This window comes from Flavobacterium sp. GT3R68 (assembly GCF_007109225.1).
Taxonomy (GTDB): Bacteria; Bacteroidota; Bacteroidia; order Flavobacteriales; family Flavobacteriaceae; genus Flavobacterium.
This window is the reverse complement of record NZ_VJZK01000004.1, coordinates 17,385-36,302: the sequence shown is the minus strand read 5'-3', so window position 1 is coordinate 36,302 and position 18,918 is coordinate 17,385. Positions and strand designations below refer to the sequence as shown.

16 protein-coding genes are annotated in these 18,918 nt (G+C 36.2%); 11 read left to right on the top strand and 5 right to left on the bottom strand.

Features of this window, described 5'->3' with window-relative positions; all coding sequences use genetic code 11:
* The first annotated feature begins 1 nt into the window (after position 1).
* Together FNW07_RS08740 and FNW07_RS08735 are read left to right on the top strand one after the other, a co-directional pair.
* Positions 2-943 carry a type IX secretion system membrane protein PorP/SprF gene (locus tag FNW07_RS08740; RefSeq protein WP_370511501.1) on the top strand — a complete coding sequence of 314 codons (942 nt, stop codon included), beginning with the start codon at positions 2-4 and terminating at the stop codon, positions 941-943.
* 11 nt (positions 944-954) lie between these two features.
* Positions 955-2,904: an OmpA family protein gene (locus FNW07_RS08735; RefSeq protein WP_126742790.1), complete on the top strand. Its 1,950-nt coding sequence runs from the start codon at positions 955-957 to the stop codon at positions 2,902-2,904.
* A 66-nt stretch (positions 2,905-2,970) separates the two neighbouring features.
* Here the strand turns inward: FNW07_RS08735 and FNW07_RS08730 are convergent, their stop codons facing one another.
* From FNW07_RS08730 to FNW07_RS08720, 3 genes are all read right to left on the bottom strand, one after another.
* Entirely contained in the window at positions 2,971-3,477 is a 507-nt protein-coding gene (locus FNW07_RS08730; RefSeq protein ID WP_126742791.1) for a hypothetical protein, read from the bottom strand.
* Between the two features lie 158 nt (positions 3,478-3,635).
* Positions 3,636-4,466: a hypothetical protein gene (locus tag FNW07_RS08725; RefSeq protein WP_126742792.1), complete on the bottom strand. Its 831-nt coding sequence runs from the start codon at positions 4,464-4,466 to the stop codon at positions 3,636-3,638.
* A 228-nt stretch (positions 4,467-4,694) separates the two neighbouring features.
* The gene (locus tag FNW07_RS08720) at positions 4,695-8,123 is read right to left on the bottom strand and encodes a methylmalonyl-CoA mutase family protein (protein ID WP_126742793.1); all 3,429 of its coding nucleotides are present in this window, start codon (positions 8,121-8,123) and stop codon (positions 4,695-4,697) included.
* 73 nt (positions 8,124-8,196) lie between these two features.
* Between FNW07_RS08720 and FNW07_RS08715 the strand changes: the two genes are divergently transcribed.
* Genes FNW07_RS08715 through FNW07_RS08705 form a run of 3 tightly spaced genes read left to right on the top strand, consistent with a single transcriptional unit; the run spans position 8,197 to position 9,126 of the window.
* Positions 8,197-8,535, top strand: a complete 339-nt coding sequence (locus FNW07_RS08715; protein WP_126742794.1) for a hypothetical protein — start codon at positions 8,197-8,199, stop codon at positions 8,533-8,535.
* On the top strand, positions 8,532-8,738 hold the full coding sequence (locus tag FNW07_RS08710; protein WP_126742795.1) for a hypothetical protein: 207 nt from the start codon (positions 8,532-8,534) through the stop codon (positions 8,736-8,738). The genes FNW07_RS08715 and FNW07_RS08710 overlap by 4 nt, the downstream gene beginning before the upstream one ends.
* A 25-nt stretch (positions 8,739-8,763) precedes the next feature.
* Positions 8,764-9,126: a hypothetical protein gene (locus tag FNW07_RS08705; protein ID WP_126742796.1), complete on the top strand. Its 363-nt coding sequence runs from the start codon at positions 8,764-8,766 to the stop codon at positions 9,124-9,126.
* Here the strand turns inward: FNW07_RS08705 and FNW07_RS08700 are convergent.
* The gene (locus FNW07_RS08700) at positions 9,121-9,792 is read right to left on the bottom strand and encodes a VOC family protein (protein WP_126742797.1); all 672 of its coding nucleotides are present in this window, start codon (positions 9,790-9,792) and stop codon (positions 9,121-9,123) included. The genes FNW07_RS08705 and FNW07_RS08700 overlap by 6 nt on opposite strands.
* An 87-nt stretch (positions 9,793-9,879) precedes the next feature.
* Between FNW07_RS08700 and FNW07_RS08695 the strand changes: the two genes are divergently transcribed.
* Both FNW07_RS08695 and FNW07_RS08690 read left to right on the top strand, forming a co-directional pair.
* On the top strand, positions 9,880-10,602 hold the full coding sequence (locus FNW07_RS08695) for a DUF4197 domain-containing protein (protein WP_126742798.1): 723 nt from the start codon (positions 9,880-9,882) through the stop codon (positions 10,600-10,602).
* A 4-nt stretch (positions 10,603-10,606) separates the two neighbouring features.
* Positions 10,607-11,308, top strand: a complete 702-nt coding sequence (locus FNW07_RS08690) for a DUF4197 domain-containing protein (protein ID WP_126742799.1) — start codon at positions 10,607-10,609, stop codon at positions 11,306-11,308.
* Between the two features lie 169 nt (positions 11,309-11,477).
* On the opposite strand, the gene FNW07_RS08685 is transcribed toward FNW07_RS08690, so the two are convergent.
* Positions 11,478-12,263, bottom strand: a complete 786-nt coding sequence (locus FNW07_RS08685; RefSeq protein ID WP_126742800.1) for an alpha/beta fold hydrolase — start codon at positions 12,261-12,263, stop codon at positions 11,478-11,480.
* A gap of 333 nt (positions 12,264-12,596) precedes the next feature.
* Here FNW07_RS08685 and FNW07_RS08680 point away from each other — a divergent pair, with 333 nt between their 5' ends.
* The 4 genes from FNW07_RS08680 to FNW07_RS08665 all read left to right on the top strand — a co-directional run bounded on the left by FNW07_RS08680 (position 12,597) and on the right by FNW07_RS08665 (position 18,917).
* Positions 12,597-13,823, top strand: a complete 1,227-nt coding sequence (locus tag FNW07_RS08680) for a DUF4856 domain-containing protein (RefSeq protein ID WP_126742801.1) — start codon at positions 12,597-12,599, stop codon at positions 13,821-13,823.
* Between the two features lie 195 nt (positions 13,824-14,018).
* On the top strand, positions 14,019-15,134 hold the full coding sequence (locus FNW07_RS08675; RefSeq protein WP_126742802.1) for an imelysin family protein: 1,116 nt from the start codon (positions 14,019-14,021) through the stop codon (positions 15,132-15,134).
* A gap of 2 nt (positions 15,135-15,136) precedes the next feature.
* Positions 15,137-16,504, top strand: coding sequence for an HTTM domain-containing protein (locus tag FNW07_RS08670; protein WP_126742803.1), 1,368 nt, complete (start codon positions 15,137-15,139; stop codon positions 16,502-16,504).
* Positions 16,485-18,917: a TonB-dependent receptor domain-containing protein gene (locus FNW07_RS08665; protein ID WP_126742833.1), complete on the top strand. Its 2,433-nt coding sequence runs from the start codon at positions 16,485-16,487 to the stop codon at positions 18,915-18,917. Before FNW07_RS08670 ends, FNW07_RS08665 begins: the two co-directional genes overlap by 20 nt.
* The last annotated feature ends 1 nt before the right edge of the window (position 18,918 follow it).

Sequence of the window (18,918 nt, the reverse complement as noted above, 5' to 3'; positions counted from 1 at the left end):
TATGATGAAGAAAACAAACCTTTTATACGCAGTATTTTTATTGGCCTTTGCCAGTTCTTATGCTCAGCAAGATCCCCAGTTCACTCAATATATGTATAATATGAGTGTTATCAATCCCGGATATGCTACCAGTGAGTTAGGCATAATTGATCTCGGTGGAATATATCGTACACAATGGGTGGGTGCCGTTGGAGCTCCAACTACCGCTTCCCTATTTTTCCACACACCAATATCAGAAAAATTCGAAACCGGTATAAATATCGTGCAAGACGAGTTGGGTGAAGGAGTATTGAATGAAACGACTATCTCCGGAGATATTGCCTATGTGGCAAAACTGAACAACTCAGCGAAACTTTCATTAGGTTTTAAAGCCGGTATTAACTTTTTCAATACCGATTTCGATGGATTTCAACTGAATCAGGGTGACACCAGTTCGGATGAAGCCTTTCATAATGTGAGTGAAACGTTTTTTAATTTAGGAGCGGGGGCTTTTTATTTTACCGATAAATATTATTTAGGACTTTCGGTGCCGAACTTTTTGCCAAACAAACAACTGAAAGAAACCAGTGGTGAGAATGCGATAGGAATTGATGAATTGCATTTCTTTTTCACTGGGGGGTATGTATTCGATCTGACCGATAACATAAAGTTTAAGCCCGCTTTCATGACTAAATTAGTAAGCAATTCTCCTTTGTCGGCAGAACTTACGGCGAACTTTTTATTCTATGATAAATTTGAAATCGGTGCCGCCCATCGCTTCGATGATTCGTTCAGTGGTTTAGTGAACTATAAAATCACTCCTCAATTGCGAATAGGCTATGCCTATGACCACACTGTCAATAATTTAGGGGAGTTCAATTCCGGTTCACATGAGATATTCGTTATTTTTAATCTGGATACATTTGGCTTAAAAGGTTACGACAAATCACCAAGATTCTTCTAAAAGACTACACTATGAAAAAACTCATATTCTTATTTATATTAAGTACTGCGGGTCTTTATGCCCAGGAAGCACAATTGAAAAAAGCAGACAAATATTTTGCGACCGCTTCTTACACCGAATCGGCAGAAATGTATTCGAACATAATCAAAGAAGGCAATAGCGATCAACAGGTTCTAAAAAAGGCCGCTGATTCTTATTATTTCATTTCTGATTTTGCAAAGGCAGAACCTATATACAAAAAACTAGTAACGACATATAAGGAAGGTCTGGATGACAAGTATTATTTCCGGTATGCGCAAACTTTAAAGGCATTAAACAAAACTTCCGAGTCTGAAAAATGGATGAAACTTTACCAGAAAGACATTCCGGAAACAGTCTACAAAGCCAGTTTGGAAAAACTTGAAAACATAAAAAAAGAAGGTGATAAATTTGAGATAAAAAATATTGTAACCAATACATCTTTCTCTGATTTCGGACCTGCTTTTTATCAGAATTCCCTAGTATTCTCCTCGCCTTCCAAAGACAATCCGCTAGCAAAAACTTACAAATGGACCAATCAGCCATATTTGGATTTATATATTGTTCCAATTGAAAATAATGAGGTAACCAATAATGCTCTCCCATTTTCTCCAACATTGAATTCCAATCTGCACGAGAGTGATGTTACTTTTTCAAAGGATGGGAAAACGATTTATTTTACCCGTAACATCAGTGTAAACGGGAAAAGAAAGAAAGACAAAAATAAAAATACCAATTTGGGAATATACAAAGCAGAATTAATTAACGACGTTTGGACCAATGTGCAACCGCTTTCAATCAACAGCACGACATATTCAACCGGAAATCCATCGTTGAATCCAGAGAACAACCGTCTGTATTTTGAGTCAGATATGCCTGGCACCATTGGATCAGCAGATATTTTTTATGTAACAATTGATGAAAATGGCCAACTTGGTAAGCCTGTAAATTTAGGACCGGAAATTAATACCAGAACTAGAGAAGGATTTCCTTTTATAGCAGAAAATAATGTATTGTATTTTGCTTCTGACGGACATGCAGGATTCGGATTATTGGATGTTTTCAAATCTGAATTAAAAGACAGCACTTTCACTACACCCCTAAATGTGGGACTGCCCGTAAATACCAATGCGGATGATTTTTCATTCATTGTAGATGAAAAAAACAAGAAAGGTTTTTTCGCTTCGAACAGGGCTAATGGAAAAGGAGACGATGACATCTATAGCTTTTCACAGATAATTCCTGTGGAACTTAAAGAATATATGGTTCAGGGTCTAATTCAGGATTCGGAAAACGATATTTTAATCAAGGACGCAGTGATAACATTATATGATGAAAACGGGAACAAAATTAAAGAAATGATCGTTAATGAAACTGGTTCATTCGGTTTTGATCTTGAAAAACTGGGTACGTTCAAAATTACTGCGACACATCCAAATTATATTCCAGCAGAAAAAACATTTACCATTCTAGACGATGGAAAAGGCAAACACGAACAAAACATCAAGATGCAGCGTATTCCAAAAACATTCCTGGAGGAATTGATCGCGGAACAAGGACAGCCTAAGGTATTAACAGACAATGGCGTTTTAATGTTTGATTTACCTGGAATCCTTTTTGACTACGACAGATCGAATATCCGTCCGGATGCCCAATTACAATTGAATAAGTTAATTGATAAACTAAACCGTTATCCACAGATAAAAATCGAAATTGGAGCCCATACCGATATTAGAGGAAGGGATGAATACAATCAAAAACTTTCGCAGGACAGAGCCAGTTCAACAAAAACATATTTGGTATCAAAAGGAATCAGTGCCGACAGAATTACCGGAATTGGTTATGGAGAAAATAAGCCAAAAGTAAATTGTAGTGATCATGAATGTACCGAAGCGGAGCATCAGATTAATAGACGTAGTGAATTTTTAATTCTGGTAAAATAATTCATTCGTAAAATAATAAAAAAGGGAAACATAATGTTTCCCTTTTGTTTTTAGTCTAGCTTAATATTATTTCAGCGCTTTAATATTTTGTTCGTTAAGGTGATATGCCTTAACTACAGCACTATAATCATTTACGTCAACGGCCTGACCTTTATTAGAGAAATATCCAGGAATTATAACAATTCTGAACGTTTGGTTTTGTACCCATTCAGAAGTTAAAGTATTCATGTCAAAATCGGAATCCAGAAAAATGCTAATATCATTTTTAGTGAAGTCATAATTATAATCAAATTCACCCTGAGCTAAGTAAACTGTTTGTGGGATTAGTCTCCAGACATCATCACCACCATCTACACCATAAAGTCTGTATACCAAAACCATATCCGAGCTTAAGATTGCCGGCGTCAAAGGGACTAATCTAGAAAAATTATTTGCTTGTGAAAATGTGGTAGTAATCTCGAACACCTCCGCCTCTGCGCTATAACCATTTTGGCCCGGAATTCCTTCAGGCCCGGTGCAACTTTGAAGTCCTGCAGTAAGTACAACTGCTAATAGTAAAATTATTTTTTTCATGATGGGTCGTTTTAATGTTAGTTATATTTCTATCCTTATTCAATAATCAGGCCAAAAAATAACAGGACAGTTTTATCTTCTCTATTTTGATCATCATAAATATAAAAATCTCGTAAAAATTAAAACTTTTACGAGATTTTGTTTGGTTATTTTACTAATCATATCCTTCTTCTGGTAGTAAGATAGATTTTTTGGTTATTTTTATCCACATAAACACCTCTTAATTCATCCATATTCAGGGTTCCTATAAAATGATTTTCGGTATCAAACATTTGATTCGACTGAATTAGACCGGATGGATACGTAATAAGTTGATTTAAAGTATTGACCCCTCGCCACCACGCATTTTGACCATTTGATCGGGCCAACAACATATTAAATCTTCCGACTACATAGATAGCATCCGGCTCGAATGAAATTGTATCCAATTCAATATTTTTGGCTTCTATTTCAAGAGGTGTCGGATCGTCTTTTACAGTCCATGTTCCATCGAAAACTTCAATCATGGAAGTCGAAGTTTCTTTAACTACAGTAAAAACTTCCGGAAAAGAATCTGATGCAATTTTGGCATTACTCCCATCTGCAAGCACACTAAAATTAAAGGCAATGGGTTCATTTTGGTACTGACCATCAAAATGTGCCATATAGGTATCACCATCGAGAATGTAGTCTTTAGCGGAAAAATTCACAACTTCACCACCAATTCTCATTTTTGCAGTGAGAGCGTCTGTTGCATTCATTAGATCAACCACAACTGATGATTTTGGGTTAACGCCAACATAAATTCCTTCAAAGCTACTATCATTTTCTGATTTGGCTTCAGAGACAGTTTTACAGGATAAGCATCTGTAGGGTGCGGAAACAACTTCATTGGGAACATCAGATTTTGGATCTGAATCTGAACAAGAGTAAAAAGTAAACAATACTACCGGAATTATAAAAAGCCTCGATACCTGAATACACAGTGAATTAAATTTAACATTTTTCATAATATAACGATTTTTGATTAATAATTGTTTCTATTATGGGGCCGTCAAAAAAACAGTAGGGTTTTTACATAAATACTTCACTCAAGAGCGACTGAAATAATACTCTAAATTACTGTTTATCAATACCATTCACTCACAATGGAAGCCTAATAATATCTTAAAAGATTCCCACATAAAAAAAGACCTTTCCGATTGGAAAGGCCTTATAATGATATAAAGTGACAAAATTTACATGTTTCTGCGATATTGCCCTCCTACCTCGAATAATGCTTCGGTAATTTGTCCCAACGTACAGTACTTGGTAGCTTCCATTAAATGCTCAAATAAATTTTCATTTTTAATGGCACCTTCCTGAAGTTCCCCCATTAACTTTTGCTCCTGACTGGCGTTCGCTTTATGCAGGTTTTCAAGCGTCTGAATCTGGAACTGTTTTTCTTCTTCCGTTGCACGGATTACTTCGGCAGGGATTACCGTTGGAGAACCTTTAGAACTCAAAAAGGTATTCACCCCTATTATTGGGAATTCGCCGGTATGTTTCAAAGTTTCATAATACAAACTTTCCTCCTGGATTTTTGAACGCTGGTACATCGTCTCCATCGCTCCCAACACTCCTCCTCTTTCGGTAATTCTGTCAAACTCTTCAAGAACAGCCGCTTCGACCAAATCAGTCAATTCTTCGATGATGAAAGAACCTTGTATCGGATTTTCATTTTTGGCCAGACCCAACTCTTTATTGATAATCAACTGAATGGCCATCGCACGGCGAACACTTTCCTCGGTTGGAGTCGTGATGGCTTCATCATAAGCATTGGTATGCAATGAATTACAATTATCATAAATCGCATACAAAGCCTGCAAAGTGGTACGGATATCATTAAAATCAATCTCCTGCGCGTGCAAAGACCGCCCGGATGTCTGAATATGATACTTCAGCATTTGAGCCCTTTCGTTGGCTCCGTATTTATTTTTCATGGCTTTCGCCCAAATTTTACGGGCTACACGGCCTATTACAGCATATTCGGGATCAATTCCATTTGAGAAGAAAAAGGACAAGTTCGGACCGAAGTCATTGATATCCATTCCGCGGCTCAAATAGTATTCTACATATGTAAATCCATTAGACAATGTGAATGCCAATTGGGTAATTGGATTCGCTCCTGCTTCAGCGATATGGTATCCTGAAATCGAAACGGAATAAAAATTACGAACATTATTGGTAATGAAATATTCCTGAACATCACCCATCAGCCGCAGTGCAAACTCTGTCGAGAAAATACACGTATTCTGTGCCTGATCCTCTTTTAAAATATCAGCCTGAACGGTTCCCCGAACCTGTGAAAGTGTTCTTACCTTTATTTCATTATAAACATCCAAAGGCAATACCTGATCTCCGGTAACACCCAAAAGCATTAATCCTAAACCATCGTTTCCTTCCGGCAAATCGCCATTGTATCGAGGACGAGGTAAGCCTTTTTCTTTATATATTTCGTTGATTTTCTCTTCAACTATCTCCTCAAGGTTATTTTTTCGGATATAGAATTCGCATTGCTGATCAATGGCGGCATTCATGAAAAAACCTAGCAGCATTGGAGCCGGACCGTTAATCGTCATACTTACCGAAGTCATCGCATGCACTAAATCAAATCCTGAATAGAGCTTCTTCGCATCGTCGAGACAACAAATAGAAACCCCGGCATTACCAATTTTTCCGTATATATCCGGACGTACATGCGGATCATTTCCATATAGGGTAACACTATCAAAAGCCGTAGATAAACGTTTGGCCGGCAAACCTGCACTTACGTAATGGAAACGTTTGTTGGTTCTTTCCGGGCCACCTTCACCTGCAAACATTCGCGACGGATCTTCTCCCTCACGTTTGAAAGGATACAATCCTGAAGTGAAAGGGAATTCTCCAGGAACGTTTTCCTGCAAACACCAACGCAGAATATCACCCCAGGCTTCATACTTAGGCAATGCAATCTTTGGTATCTGGGAATGGGATAAACTCTCGGTATGCGTATCAATTTTGATTTCCCGGTCTCTTACCTTAAAAGTATAAACCGGATTTTTATATTTATTTACTTTTTCATCCCAAGTCTGAATTATTTCCCAGTTGTATGGATCCAGATCCATTTTTACACGGTCAAACTCTTTTACTAAAAGATTTAAAAACTGCTTGGTATGATCATCTTTTGTTTCCAAAATCGCTTCATCAATTCCAGCTTTGTTGATTACAGGAAGTTTTCCGCTGACACTTTCAATGGTCTTGAAAATCCCATATAATTTTTGAGCTACCTTTTGCTGGCTTAGCGCCGCAGCATCATATTTTCTGTTGTTTTCTGCAATTTCAGATAAATAACGGGTTCTGTGTGGTGGAATGACAAAAATCTTCTCGCTCATTTCACGAGTAATTTTAAAGGTGGATTTCAGATCACTATCCGTTTTTTCCACAATTTTATCCATAATCGCTTTGTAAAGCGTGTTCATTCCAGGATCATTGAATTGCGAAGCTATAGTCCCGAAAACTGGCATGTCATCCGGATTGGCATCCCAAAGATTATGATTGCGCTGGTATTGTTTTTTCACATCACGAATCGCATCAAGAGCACCGCGCTTATCAAATTTATTTAATGCCACTAAATCCGCAAAATCAAGCATGTCGATTTTTTCCAACTGTGTTGCTGCACCAAATTCAGGGGTCATTACATATAGAGAAACATCCGAGTGATCCATGATTTCAGTATCCGATTGTCCAATACCGGAAGTTTCCAGAATTATCAAATCGTAATTTGCCGCTTTGATTACCTGAATCGCATCGGCAACATATTTTGACAAAGCCAAATTAGACTGACGCGTAGCCAAAGAACGCATGTAAACACGTGGATTATTAATCGCATTCATACGGATTCTGTCACCCAAAAGAGCTCCTCCGGTTTTACGTTTTGAAGGATCGACCGAAATTAACCCAATGGTTTTTTCCGGAAAATCAATTAAAAAACGACGCACTAATTCATCAACTAAAGAAGATTTTCCCGCTCCACCTGTTCCTGTGATTCCCAGAACCGGAGTTTTGCAGGTTGCATTTTTGGCAATAATAGCATCGAAAGTATCTTTTGCAACTTCCGGAAAATTCTCCGCAGCGGAAATTAATCTGGCAATAGCCGTTGGATTTTTGGATTCCAATTGGTCTATTTCGCCATTGAGTTTATCGCCTACAGCAAAATCGGAACGCTCCACCAAATCATTAATCATTCCCTGTAATCCCATCGCACGTCCATCATCCGGAGCATAAATTCGGGTAATTCCATATTCCTGCAGTTCCGCAATTTCAGATGGCAGGATTACTCCTCCTCCACCGCCAAAAATCTTGATATGACCCGCGCCTTTTTCTTTCAGCAAATCGTACATATACTTGAAGTACTCATTGTGTCCTCCCTGATAAGAGGTCATTGCAATAGCATTGGCATCCTCCTGAATAGCAGTATTGACAACTTCTTCCACACTCCTGTCGTGACCCAAATGGATCACTTCGACACCCGTTGACTGGATAATTCTACGCATGATGTTGATGGCCGCATCGTGACCGTCAAAAAGTGAGGCTGCAGTTACAATTCTTACTTTATATTTAGGAATATATGGTTTTACTTGTTCCATTTTTATTTGAATGACATTTTAGTTGCGCAATTTACGGAATTAATAAAAATTTTGGGGTTGAAAACGGGAATTCTTGTCCACAAAAAATATTTTTTTTGTAACAAAACATCCACTCGTTGGTCTTCGTGTAATCACTTTCTTTATATTTGAAAACAAATCATCAGCGCACGGACTAAATAGGCCATGGCGAATCAATCATCAAACGAACATCAAAGAACTGTCACATGAAAAAAATCAATTTCCTGGCTATGGGAATTCTATTTCCATCAGCATCCAATCCCAATCCAATAACTATTTACTCGATTTTACCAAGCACAACCAAAACAGCATCCATGTAATAGCCAATTTGGATTTGACGGCTTCCAAAAACAAAATCTTCATGATTACGTACGGTTCCATATCCAAAATTTGACCGCAAAAAATTCCAGAGGTCAAAAACAAAGCATAAAATATTTAGGAGAGGGCGGTTGGGAAATCGCTTCTGCAGATTATGGAAACATGACCATCGAATATGATCTTCTATTAAATCATGATAAGGAAAACTGGGACAGTTCCGGCGGTTATGATGAAGTGGCTTATAAGACTTTTTTTTGGCACCCGATGTCGAATCTTTAGCCACTATTAAAGATGTAAAAGTCGAATTTATGCACACGAAATTATCCACCTTTGGAACGGTCACACCCTAATCCCAAAAGAGCAGCAAGAATGGTTCAAGGAAGGATTTACGGATTACCTGACCAATATTTTGCTTACCCAAAACAAACTTATTGATGAATGCACTTTTTTAAATGATATTATTGCGGAAGTGAATACCATTATTGGTAAAAACCACCAGGCATTCTTCGATAATTACGTAATTGGAACTAAAACTATTCCGGTGGAAGATTATTTAGCTGTAATGGGTTTACAGCTGAACGGCTTTCTGGAAGAAGTGTATATTTCACCAATGGATAATTTAACCCTTGAACAGATTCAGATTAAAAATGGAATTCTGGGGTTATGACCGCTTCCTAGAATTAAAAAACAATTCCTGTATTTTTCCATTATTTTCAAAAACGACTTTAGTCCAAAATGGGCCGGCTTTATGAGATGTAGGGTACCAGTTCCTTTTTTTTCCGGATACAATAAAGAGCCCATTCACATTTCCAACCACAGAAAAATTAGGAGATTTGGGCTGTTTCTCATAAAAATCAAGTCCATATTCGGAATTTAAATTGTCGCAAAATGAAAGTACGTCAGCAGTAACTAAACCGATTTCGCTGATTTTGATAAAGGATGCGCTATTGAAATCATTTTCCGAAGTATTCTTTAAATCAAAACGGGTGATGCATTCCAAAATATTACGATTATTGTCATAAAAATAAAACGACTTAGCGTTCCAATTGACAAAGTCAACAATATAATGATCCGGTTCGTATTCGATAATTTTGGCTTTCTCTTGCACCCAATCTAAGGCTTCCCCCAGCTTATTTCCAGGAATATCAAAAGCAAAATGGTAAATTGGATTTTGGATCTTGACGGACAACAGGAAATACACCCGCGTGGTTCCAATTTGAAAAGCAATCTGGTCATCCGATTTCATTGTCGATTTAAAACCCAATATTTTACTATAGAAATGATCCGTTTCAATTATAGAATTGGTTAGTAAATGAATTTCGAGTATATTCATATAAAAATATATTTATCTCATACTAATTTGACTTTTAAAAATCGGTACAGTGTTTGCTTATCTTTGTGAATAATATACATTAAAGTTATGAAAAAAACGTTTCTCCTTTTATTATTAGTGCCACTAATTAGCAATGCACAATTCAAAGAAATAATTAAGAAAGCAAATGACAAAGCCACAGCCATGACCAAAACCAATTCCGGTCTGGATATCGGTGCGGGTTTGAAGGAAGCATTGAATAAGGGGATATCCGAACAAGTCTCAAAATTAACAGCTGTTGATGGATTCTACACAAACGAAGCGGTGAAAATTCTGATGCCGGCCGAATTACAAAAAGTAGACAAAACTTTAAGAAAAATGGGGATGTCCAATTTAGCGGACGAAGGAATCAAAGCCCTGAATCGTGCTGCCGAAGATGCCGTTAAAGAAGCGACGCCCATCTTTGTCAAAGCCATTAAAGACATAACCATTACTGATGCTAAAAATATTTTATTCGGAAAAGAAAATGCGGCGACAGTTTATTTGCAATCATCCACAACAACGTCCTTGTATACCAAATTTAGTCCCGTGGTTCAGGCATCAATCGGGAAAGTGGGCGCCGATGTTATTTGGGCCAATATCATAAAAAAATACAACAGTATTCCTTTAGTTTCAAAAGTAAATCCTGACATTACGGATTATGTTACGAATAAAGCCCTCGATGGCGTTTTCACAATGATTACCGTTGAGGAAAAAAACATCCGGACAAACCTGAAATCCCGCAGTTCGGATTTGTTGAAAAAAGTATTTTCATTACAAGATAAAAAATAAAACCATGAAAAAATTATTAGCATTTGCCTCGTTATTTCTGCTTTTCGGTTGTGCCGAATTGCAGCAGATTGCCTCTCAATATCCAGTTGGAACTTTGGGAACTTCAGATATTGCAGCCGGTTTGAAAGAAGCGCTTAACAATGGAATTACCAAACAAGTTTCGAAATTAACCGCTACTGATGGATTCTTTAAGAATGAAGCCGTAAGAATTTTATTGCCCCCAGAACTGCAAAAAGTGGACAAGACATTACGAAGTATCGGAATGAGTAGTCTGGCAGACGAAGGCCTGAAAGTATTGAACCGCGCCGCCGAGGATGGCGTTAAAGAAGCAACGCCAATATTTGTGGATGCCGTGAGGGGAATGACTTTTACTGATGCCAAAAACATATTGATGGGGAATGAAACTTCCGCTACTTTATACCTGCAAAACTCCACCTCCACCGCTTTATATGGAAAATTCAGCCCTGTGATTCAAACTTCATTAAGCAAAGTAGGTGCCGATAAAGTTTGGACAAATATTATCAACAAATACAATGCAATTCCATTGGTAAAAAAGGTAAATCCGGATCTTAAGGATTACGTAACCCAGGAAGCTATGAAAGGGGTTTTCAAAATGGTGGCTGTAGAAGAAAAAGATATCCGGAATAATCTTAGAGCCAGAACCTCTGATCTATTGCGCAGGGTATTTGCACTTCAGGATAAATAACCAAATATTTTATAATAGCTAATGATTTAATAATCAATAACATATATATAACATAACCTTAACACAACAACCAATTTTTTATTCGGACATTTGCGGCATAATAAAGGGTTTTTTATTATTGGTTAGAGTTAGTTTACAGAAATTGCCAGCGCTTTTAGTGCTGGCTTTTTTACTTGGAACTATTAATAAAAGAAATTACTGCCTGATTAAACGTGTTCGCTTGCTCTACATTCACGACATGTCCGCAGTTTTCAATCACAACTAATTGAGACGATTTGAAATGTTTTTCCACCACTTTCCGAACCGAAGGCAAAAACATATAGTCTTCTTCGCCCATGACATATAATGTCGGAATATTCAATTCGACCTGACGAAACCATCTTAAGACAGGATTGATTTCGGCCGTAAGCCGGAACCATTTAATGAATTCCTTTTGATATAGTTTCTTGGCTTCATTGATAAACAGCAGTCTGGATTGCTTATGATTGGCTTTGGGCATTATTACAAATGCAAAAAATCGATACAGTATCAAATATGGCAATACATATTTAAACACATTCCCTAATTTCATCAACACCTGCGATCGAAAATTCATTTTCAGAATAGCCCCGCCCATAATCATGCTTTGGACACGGGTCGGATACATTTCGGCAAATTGTCGAATCAGAATAGTGCCCAGAGAAATACCTACAAAATGGGACCTTCCGATTTTTAAACAATCCAAAACCTCCAGAATATCATTGGCTAAAGCTGAAAATGTATATTTCTGATTGAATTTTGCTTTTAAGTTAGGCTTGGAATTGCCATGACCTCTTAAATCCAACAGTAGTACATTATAATGCTTTTGGAAATCCCGAATCTGCTTGAACCAGATAGACGAACTTCCTCCAGCACCATGGACAAAGGTCACCCAATTGCTACTGTCTTTATTTTCGTAAATGGTGTAATTAATCACAGATTTTCTTTTGGTAAAAGTAATACTTTATTTTTTAAAAGGTTTCTCAAACTGACTACCGTTATGCTTCGAATTTACCATTTATAGGTGTTCATGAATCGTTTTAAACAACTGAAAGTCTTGAAAACTTACTGCCAGGAGGAAAGCTTTTGCCGTCATTAAAAACGGTTTTAGCATGATTCGCAAATGTCCGATTATCGATAATTAAAATATTATATAGGTTTTATTAATTGCTAAAAACTATTTAGAATTAATTTAAATAAAAATTTGTTTGTTAAGTTTTAGGCTTTATATTTGCAAAAAATTATTTTAATTCAATCTAAATTAACTGAAATGAACTTTAAAAATTTATCTCTTTCCGCATTATTATTTTCATTATTAGCACTTGTTTCTTGCTCTAATGACGACACAACTGAAGAAACGTTTAATTATACGGTTCCGGCAACCTACACATTCGAGAGAAACGCAGTAACCTCTGTTGATTTTTCAGGACAAACCAATCGCTTATTAATGCTTGATGAAATAGGGAATTATATAAAAACTAATGCAACAAACGGAACTGTGGCTGATGATGCGGTTTTGTCTGAAATGTATACAAATAGCAACAACCATTTTACCGGAACAGGTTTAAACACTTCAGGAAAACAATTAAAAGATAAAACGGCTGCTTCAAAAGACTATTTCTCATTATATTTTGGAGGGGGAACAACTGCTGAACAGGTTAGTGTTCGCGATTTATTTGAAACCCAATTCGACAATGCCGATGCTGCCAGTCAAGGAGCATCGGCTTCTGCGGGTGTTGCAGGTGTTTATTTAGATGGTACAAGCAAACGATTATTTGCAGCAAACGGATTAGAGCCACAACAAGTTTTTTTAAAAGGGATGATGGGCGCTTGCTTTATGGATCAAATAGCTAATAATTATTTAAGTTTAAATAAATTAGATGAAAGCACTAATAAAGCAGACAATACCGCTAAAATTTTAGTTGCAGGAAAATCCTATACGACTATGGAACATGCTTGGGATGAAGCTTATGGTTATATTTATGGGGCAGATAATTTAACTGTTACACCGAATGTTTTCAAATTTTGGAGTAGTTATATCAATCAAGTTAATGCCGATACTGATTTTAATACTCTTAAAGCAGATATTGATTTGGCTTTCCGAAAAGGTAGAGCAGCAATCGTTGCTAATGATTATGCAGTTCGTAATGCTCAAATTGATATCATCAAAGCAAAACTGGCAATGGTACCAGCAGTTAGAGCTGTTTTCTATCTTCAAGAAGGAAAAGGTAAATTAGCAACTGATAATGGAGCAAAAGCATTCCACGCATTATCAGAAGCTTACGGTTTCATCATGTCATTGCGTTATACAAATAAACCAGGGACAAATAGTCCTTACTTTACAAAAGCGGAAGTAGACGCTATGTTGGCTTCATTAACAAGCGGAACTAATGGACTTTGGGACATTAATAATTTAGGAGCAAAATTAGATACTATATCGACACAAATTGCAACGAAATTTGGCTTTACAGTTGTTCAAGCGGCAACAGTAAATTAACTCAATAAAAAACAAAGCAAGAGAAATTAACTTCTCTTGCTTTACTTTTGCATAAATTTTTAAGAAATGAAATAAGCATACCGAGATTGTGATATAAACAGTAATCAAAATATGCGAAACGAAGTTCAATGATAAAAAGTTAAATATTATCCGTCATTAAATTACATATTCCTCAAAAACAAATATTAACCACCTATGAAGAAGATCCTATTAATTTTAAGCCTTATTGTATTAGTTGTAGCTTGTTCATCAAATGAGGGAGGAAACAACACTGACGGAGATAATTATGACAGAACAGCACTTTTAAATAACTGGGCTGATAATATCATTGTTCCAAGTTATGTAAATTATCAAACAAAAGTTCAAACATTGGCAACTGACACAAATACTTTTGTTACGACGCCGACTGAAGCAAATCTTCAAACGGTTAGGACTTCTTGGCTTGAAGCCTACAAATCATATCAATACATATCGATGTATAATCTGGGTAAAGCAGAGGAAATCAATCTTACTATGGCTTCCAATACTTATCCGACAAGTGTAACCGGTATAGAGTCAAACATTTCATCCGGAAGTTATAACCTGGCGTTGCTTTCACAATTTAACAAACAAGGTTTTCCAGCCTTGGATTATTTGATAAACGGTTTGGGAACCACTGACGCCTTAATTGTTGAATTTTATACCACAAATGCAAATGCCGCCAAATACAAGCAATATTTAACAGACGTTGGTGACAAACTAAAAACAAATATAGATACCGTTGTGACGGATTGGAATTCAGGTTTCAGAAATAGCTATGTGGCCAACAACGGGAATTCGGTTAGCAGTTCTGTGAACAGAACAATAAATCTATTTGTTAAAAATTTCGAAAATGATATTCGAACTCTAAAAATAGGATATCCTGCAGGAATTTTTTCAACTGGAGTGAAATATCCAGAAAGTGTCGAAGCATATTATAAAAATGACGTTTCTAAAGAGCTTTTGAATGTCTCAATAAAAGCAAGCCAAGATTTTTTCAATGGTAAACATTTCAATAGTACAGCAACTGGCGAAGGTCTAAAAACTTATTTAGATTACATAAATGCTGTTAGAAACGGCCAAAAATTGAGTGATATCATAAACAATCAATTCACAACTATTTTCACTGTCAATACTGCCCTAGCCAATAGTTTTTCAGAGCAGGTAATTACTGATAATTCAAAAATTATTGCAGCTTATGATGCTTTGCAACAAAACGTAATCTTCACAAAACTGGACATGATGCAAGCTTTAAATATTACAATTGATTATGTAGATGGCGATGGCGATTAATTATGGGTTTTAATATAAAAAAATATCTAAATAAATATTCAGAGGCCTCAACGCTAGCTTTTTTTAGGCTAGCGTTTGGCTTTATGATGGTCTTAAGTCTAATACGATTTGTAAGTTATGGTTGGATTGAAAAATTTTATATACAACCACCCTTCCATTTTACATATTATGGCTTTGAATGGGTAAAACCACTTGGGAATTATACTTATTTGATGTTTTTTATTTCAGGGTTGGCATCTTTATTTGTCGCCATTGGATACAAATACAAGTTGTCGATTATTACCTTCTTCTTGAGTTTTACCTATATTGAATTTATGGATAAAACCACTTACCTGAACCATTATTATTTTATTACGGTGGTGAGTTTTATAATGATTTTTTTACCGGCAAACGCCTATTTTTCTATTGATGCTTATAGAAATCCAAAAAAGGCCTTTCAGAAAATCCCGAGTTGGTCTATCGATATTTTAAAATTGTTGTTAGGTGTTGTCTATTTTTATGCAGGTTTGGCAAAGCTCAATTCCGACTGGCTTTTTGAAGCTATGCCACTCAAAATCTGGTTACCCAACAACTCTAATTTACCAATAATTGGTTCTCTATTGAACGAGAATTGGGTGCATTACGCTTTTTGCTGGACCGGAATGATATACGATTTAAGTATCCCTTTTTTATTACTTTATAAAAGAACCCGGTTATTCGCTTTTGTTTTAGTTGTAGTATTCCACCTTCTAACTAAAATTCTTTTCCCCATTGGTGTTTTTCCGTATATAATGATCGTAAGCTCATTACTCTTCTTTGATGCGGAATTTCATAAAAAGTGTTTGCAAATTGTTTTAAAATTATTCAATTTCAGTATAGCTGTTTTTGACAACGGAAAAGAAAAAATTCAGAATTTCAATTGGATTTATAAAACTACAATTGCTTTTTTAACCTGTTTTATAGCTTTGCAATTACTGCTTCCTTTTCGCTATTTATTGTATCCTGGCGAATTATTTTGGACAGAAGAAGGATTTCGGTTTTCGTGGCGCGTGATGCTTATGGAAAAAGCCGGTTACACCCAATTTATTGTTACCGACTCAGAAACTAAGGAAAATACAATGGTAGACAACAGCCTTTTTTTGACCGCCTTTCAGGAAAAGCAGATGTCCTTCCAACCCGATTTTATTTTAGAGTACGCCCATTTTTTACACGATTATTACCAAAAACAAGGCATCCATGATCCAGAAGTTAGAGTGCAAAGCTATGTTGCTCTTAACGGAAGATTAAGCAAACTATATATTGACCCAAAAATAAATCTAGCCAAAGAAAATGAAACTTTCAATCACAAAACTTGGATATTACCTTTTAACGATGAAATTAAAGGATTTTAGTTGCATTCTACTTTTATTGTTTACATTAAATAGTTTCTCCCAACATAAAATTTCGGGAATTATTATATCGGAAGATGGCAAAAAATTAGCTTTAGTAGATGTTTATGATAAAACTTCCGGGGCTAAATATCTTTCTAACTCTAAAGGAGAATTCTTAATTAAATTAGAAAAACCGGGCAATTATGAACTCGTTTTTTACAAAGAAAGCTATGCTGTTTTAGAAAAAACAATATCAACATCTGATGAAAATATTGTTATTATTTTAGATAAAGTCACAAACCTTTCCGAAGTAGTTATCAATAAACAAAACGATAAAATATTTGCGCTCACTAAATTAAAAGACATTGATGAAACGGCCATTTATGCCGGAAAGAAAACCGAAGTAATTTCATTAAACAAATTAACGGCAAACAAGGCAACCAATAACGCACGTCAGATATTTGCACAAGTCGTGGGACTTACAATCAACGAGAGTTCCGATGGCGGCTTACAATTAAGCATTGGTGGACGTGGACTGGATCCCAACAGAACATCTAATTTTAATACCCGACAAAACGGTTATGATATCAGTGCCGATGTTTTGGGTTATCCCGAGAGTTATTATGCAACACCGACCGAAGCCTTAGAAGAAATTCAAGTAGTTCGTGGTGCCGCTTCCCTGCAATATGGAACTCAATTTGGCGGTTTGATCAATTTTAAATTAAAAACTCCTGTCAAAAAACCAATAGAGTTTTTAACCAGGACCACTTTAGGTTCTTATGGGTTGTATACTAACTTTACTTCATTAAGCGGAACAAATGATAAATTCAGTTATTACACCTTTTATAATTACAAACAAGGAAATGGTTTCAGACCCAATTCTGAATTTGAAAGTAAAAATTATTTTGGAAACCTAAATTATCAATTTACTGATAAAACTTCCTTGCATTTTGATTATACTCACTTTGATTATCTAGCCCATCAAGCTGGCGGATTAACGGATGCTATGTTCAATGAAGATCCTACCCAGAGTAACAGAACCCGTAACTGGTTTGCGGTAAACTGGAATTTATTTGCCCTGCGATTAAAACATAAATTCAATACTGATTCCGATTTGTCCCTTCAGTTATTTGGGTTAGATGCCAGCCGAAAAGCAGTAGGCTATCGTTCCAATCGGGTTTCTAACACAGATACTCCTGGAACGGAAAGAGATTTGATTATTGGCGATTTTGTCAATTGGGGTGCAGAAGCACGGTTCTTAAAACGCTACAAAATAAAAAACAACGGCAGTGCTTTTTTAATAGGCGCCAAATATTATCAATCAAAAAACACAGGAGTTCAAGGTCCGGGTAGCTCGGGTAGCGATGCCAATTTTAATGTTGCGGGTACAGAATTCCCTTTCTATGGCAATCAATCTAATTACAGGTATCCGAACCTGAATGTATCTGTTTTTGGGGAAAACATTTTCAAGATAACCTCTAATTTTTCGGTTACTCCAGGCTTTAGATTTGAAAAAATAAAAACCCAAGCTACTGGTTTCTATCGACGAATAATTCGACACGCTGATATTTTGTATTTAGATGAAACCAAGTTTGAGAACAATATAAAAGACAGAAACTTTATTTTATTAGGCATTGGACTAAGCTACAAACCATTGAATCGAATAGAGTTTTACGGAAATGTTTCTCAAAATTATCGCTCAGTAACTTTTAATGATATCCGGACCGCAAGTCCAAGTCAGGTGATTGATGCCGATATTACCGATGAAACAGGATACACTTCAGATATTGGAATTCGCGGGCAAATAGGCAACAAAGTAACTTTTGATGCAAGCGTTTATGGATTGTATTACGATGATAAAATTGGGGAATATGAAACTCAAAACCCTAACGGTTCAGCAGCACCTGTAAGATTCCGAGGGAATATTGGAACAGCAGTGACGTACGGTTTTGAAACGATGTTCGACTGGAGTTTGAATAAAACATTTTTCAAACAAAACGACAACTTTGTGTGGAATGTATTTTCCAATATCGCTATAACTGATTCGGAATATTTAAAATCGGACGCACCAAATATTGAAGGTAATAAAGTGGAGTTTGTTCCGTTTTACAACATAAAAACAGGGACAGGCATTGGGTATAAAAACTTCATTTCTAGTGTACAGTTTACTTATTTATCTTCTCAATTTACAGATGCCAACAATAGTATCACTGACAACAATGACAATACCTATGGGGTTTTTGGTCAAATCCCGGCTTATTATGTAGCTGATTTTTCGACCTCTTATAAATGGAGAAAATTTAAACTCGAAGCTGGAATTACAAATTTCACAAACAATAGTTATTTTACTAGGAGAGCAACAGGATATCCCGGACCAGGAATTATCCCATCTGATCCCAGAACATTTTATACCACTTTAGAATTCATTTTTTAAT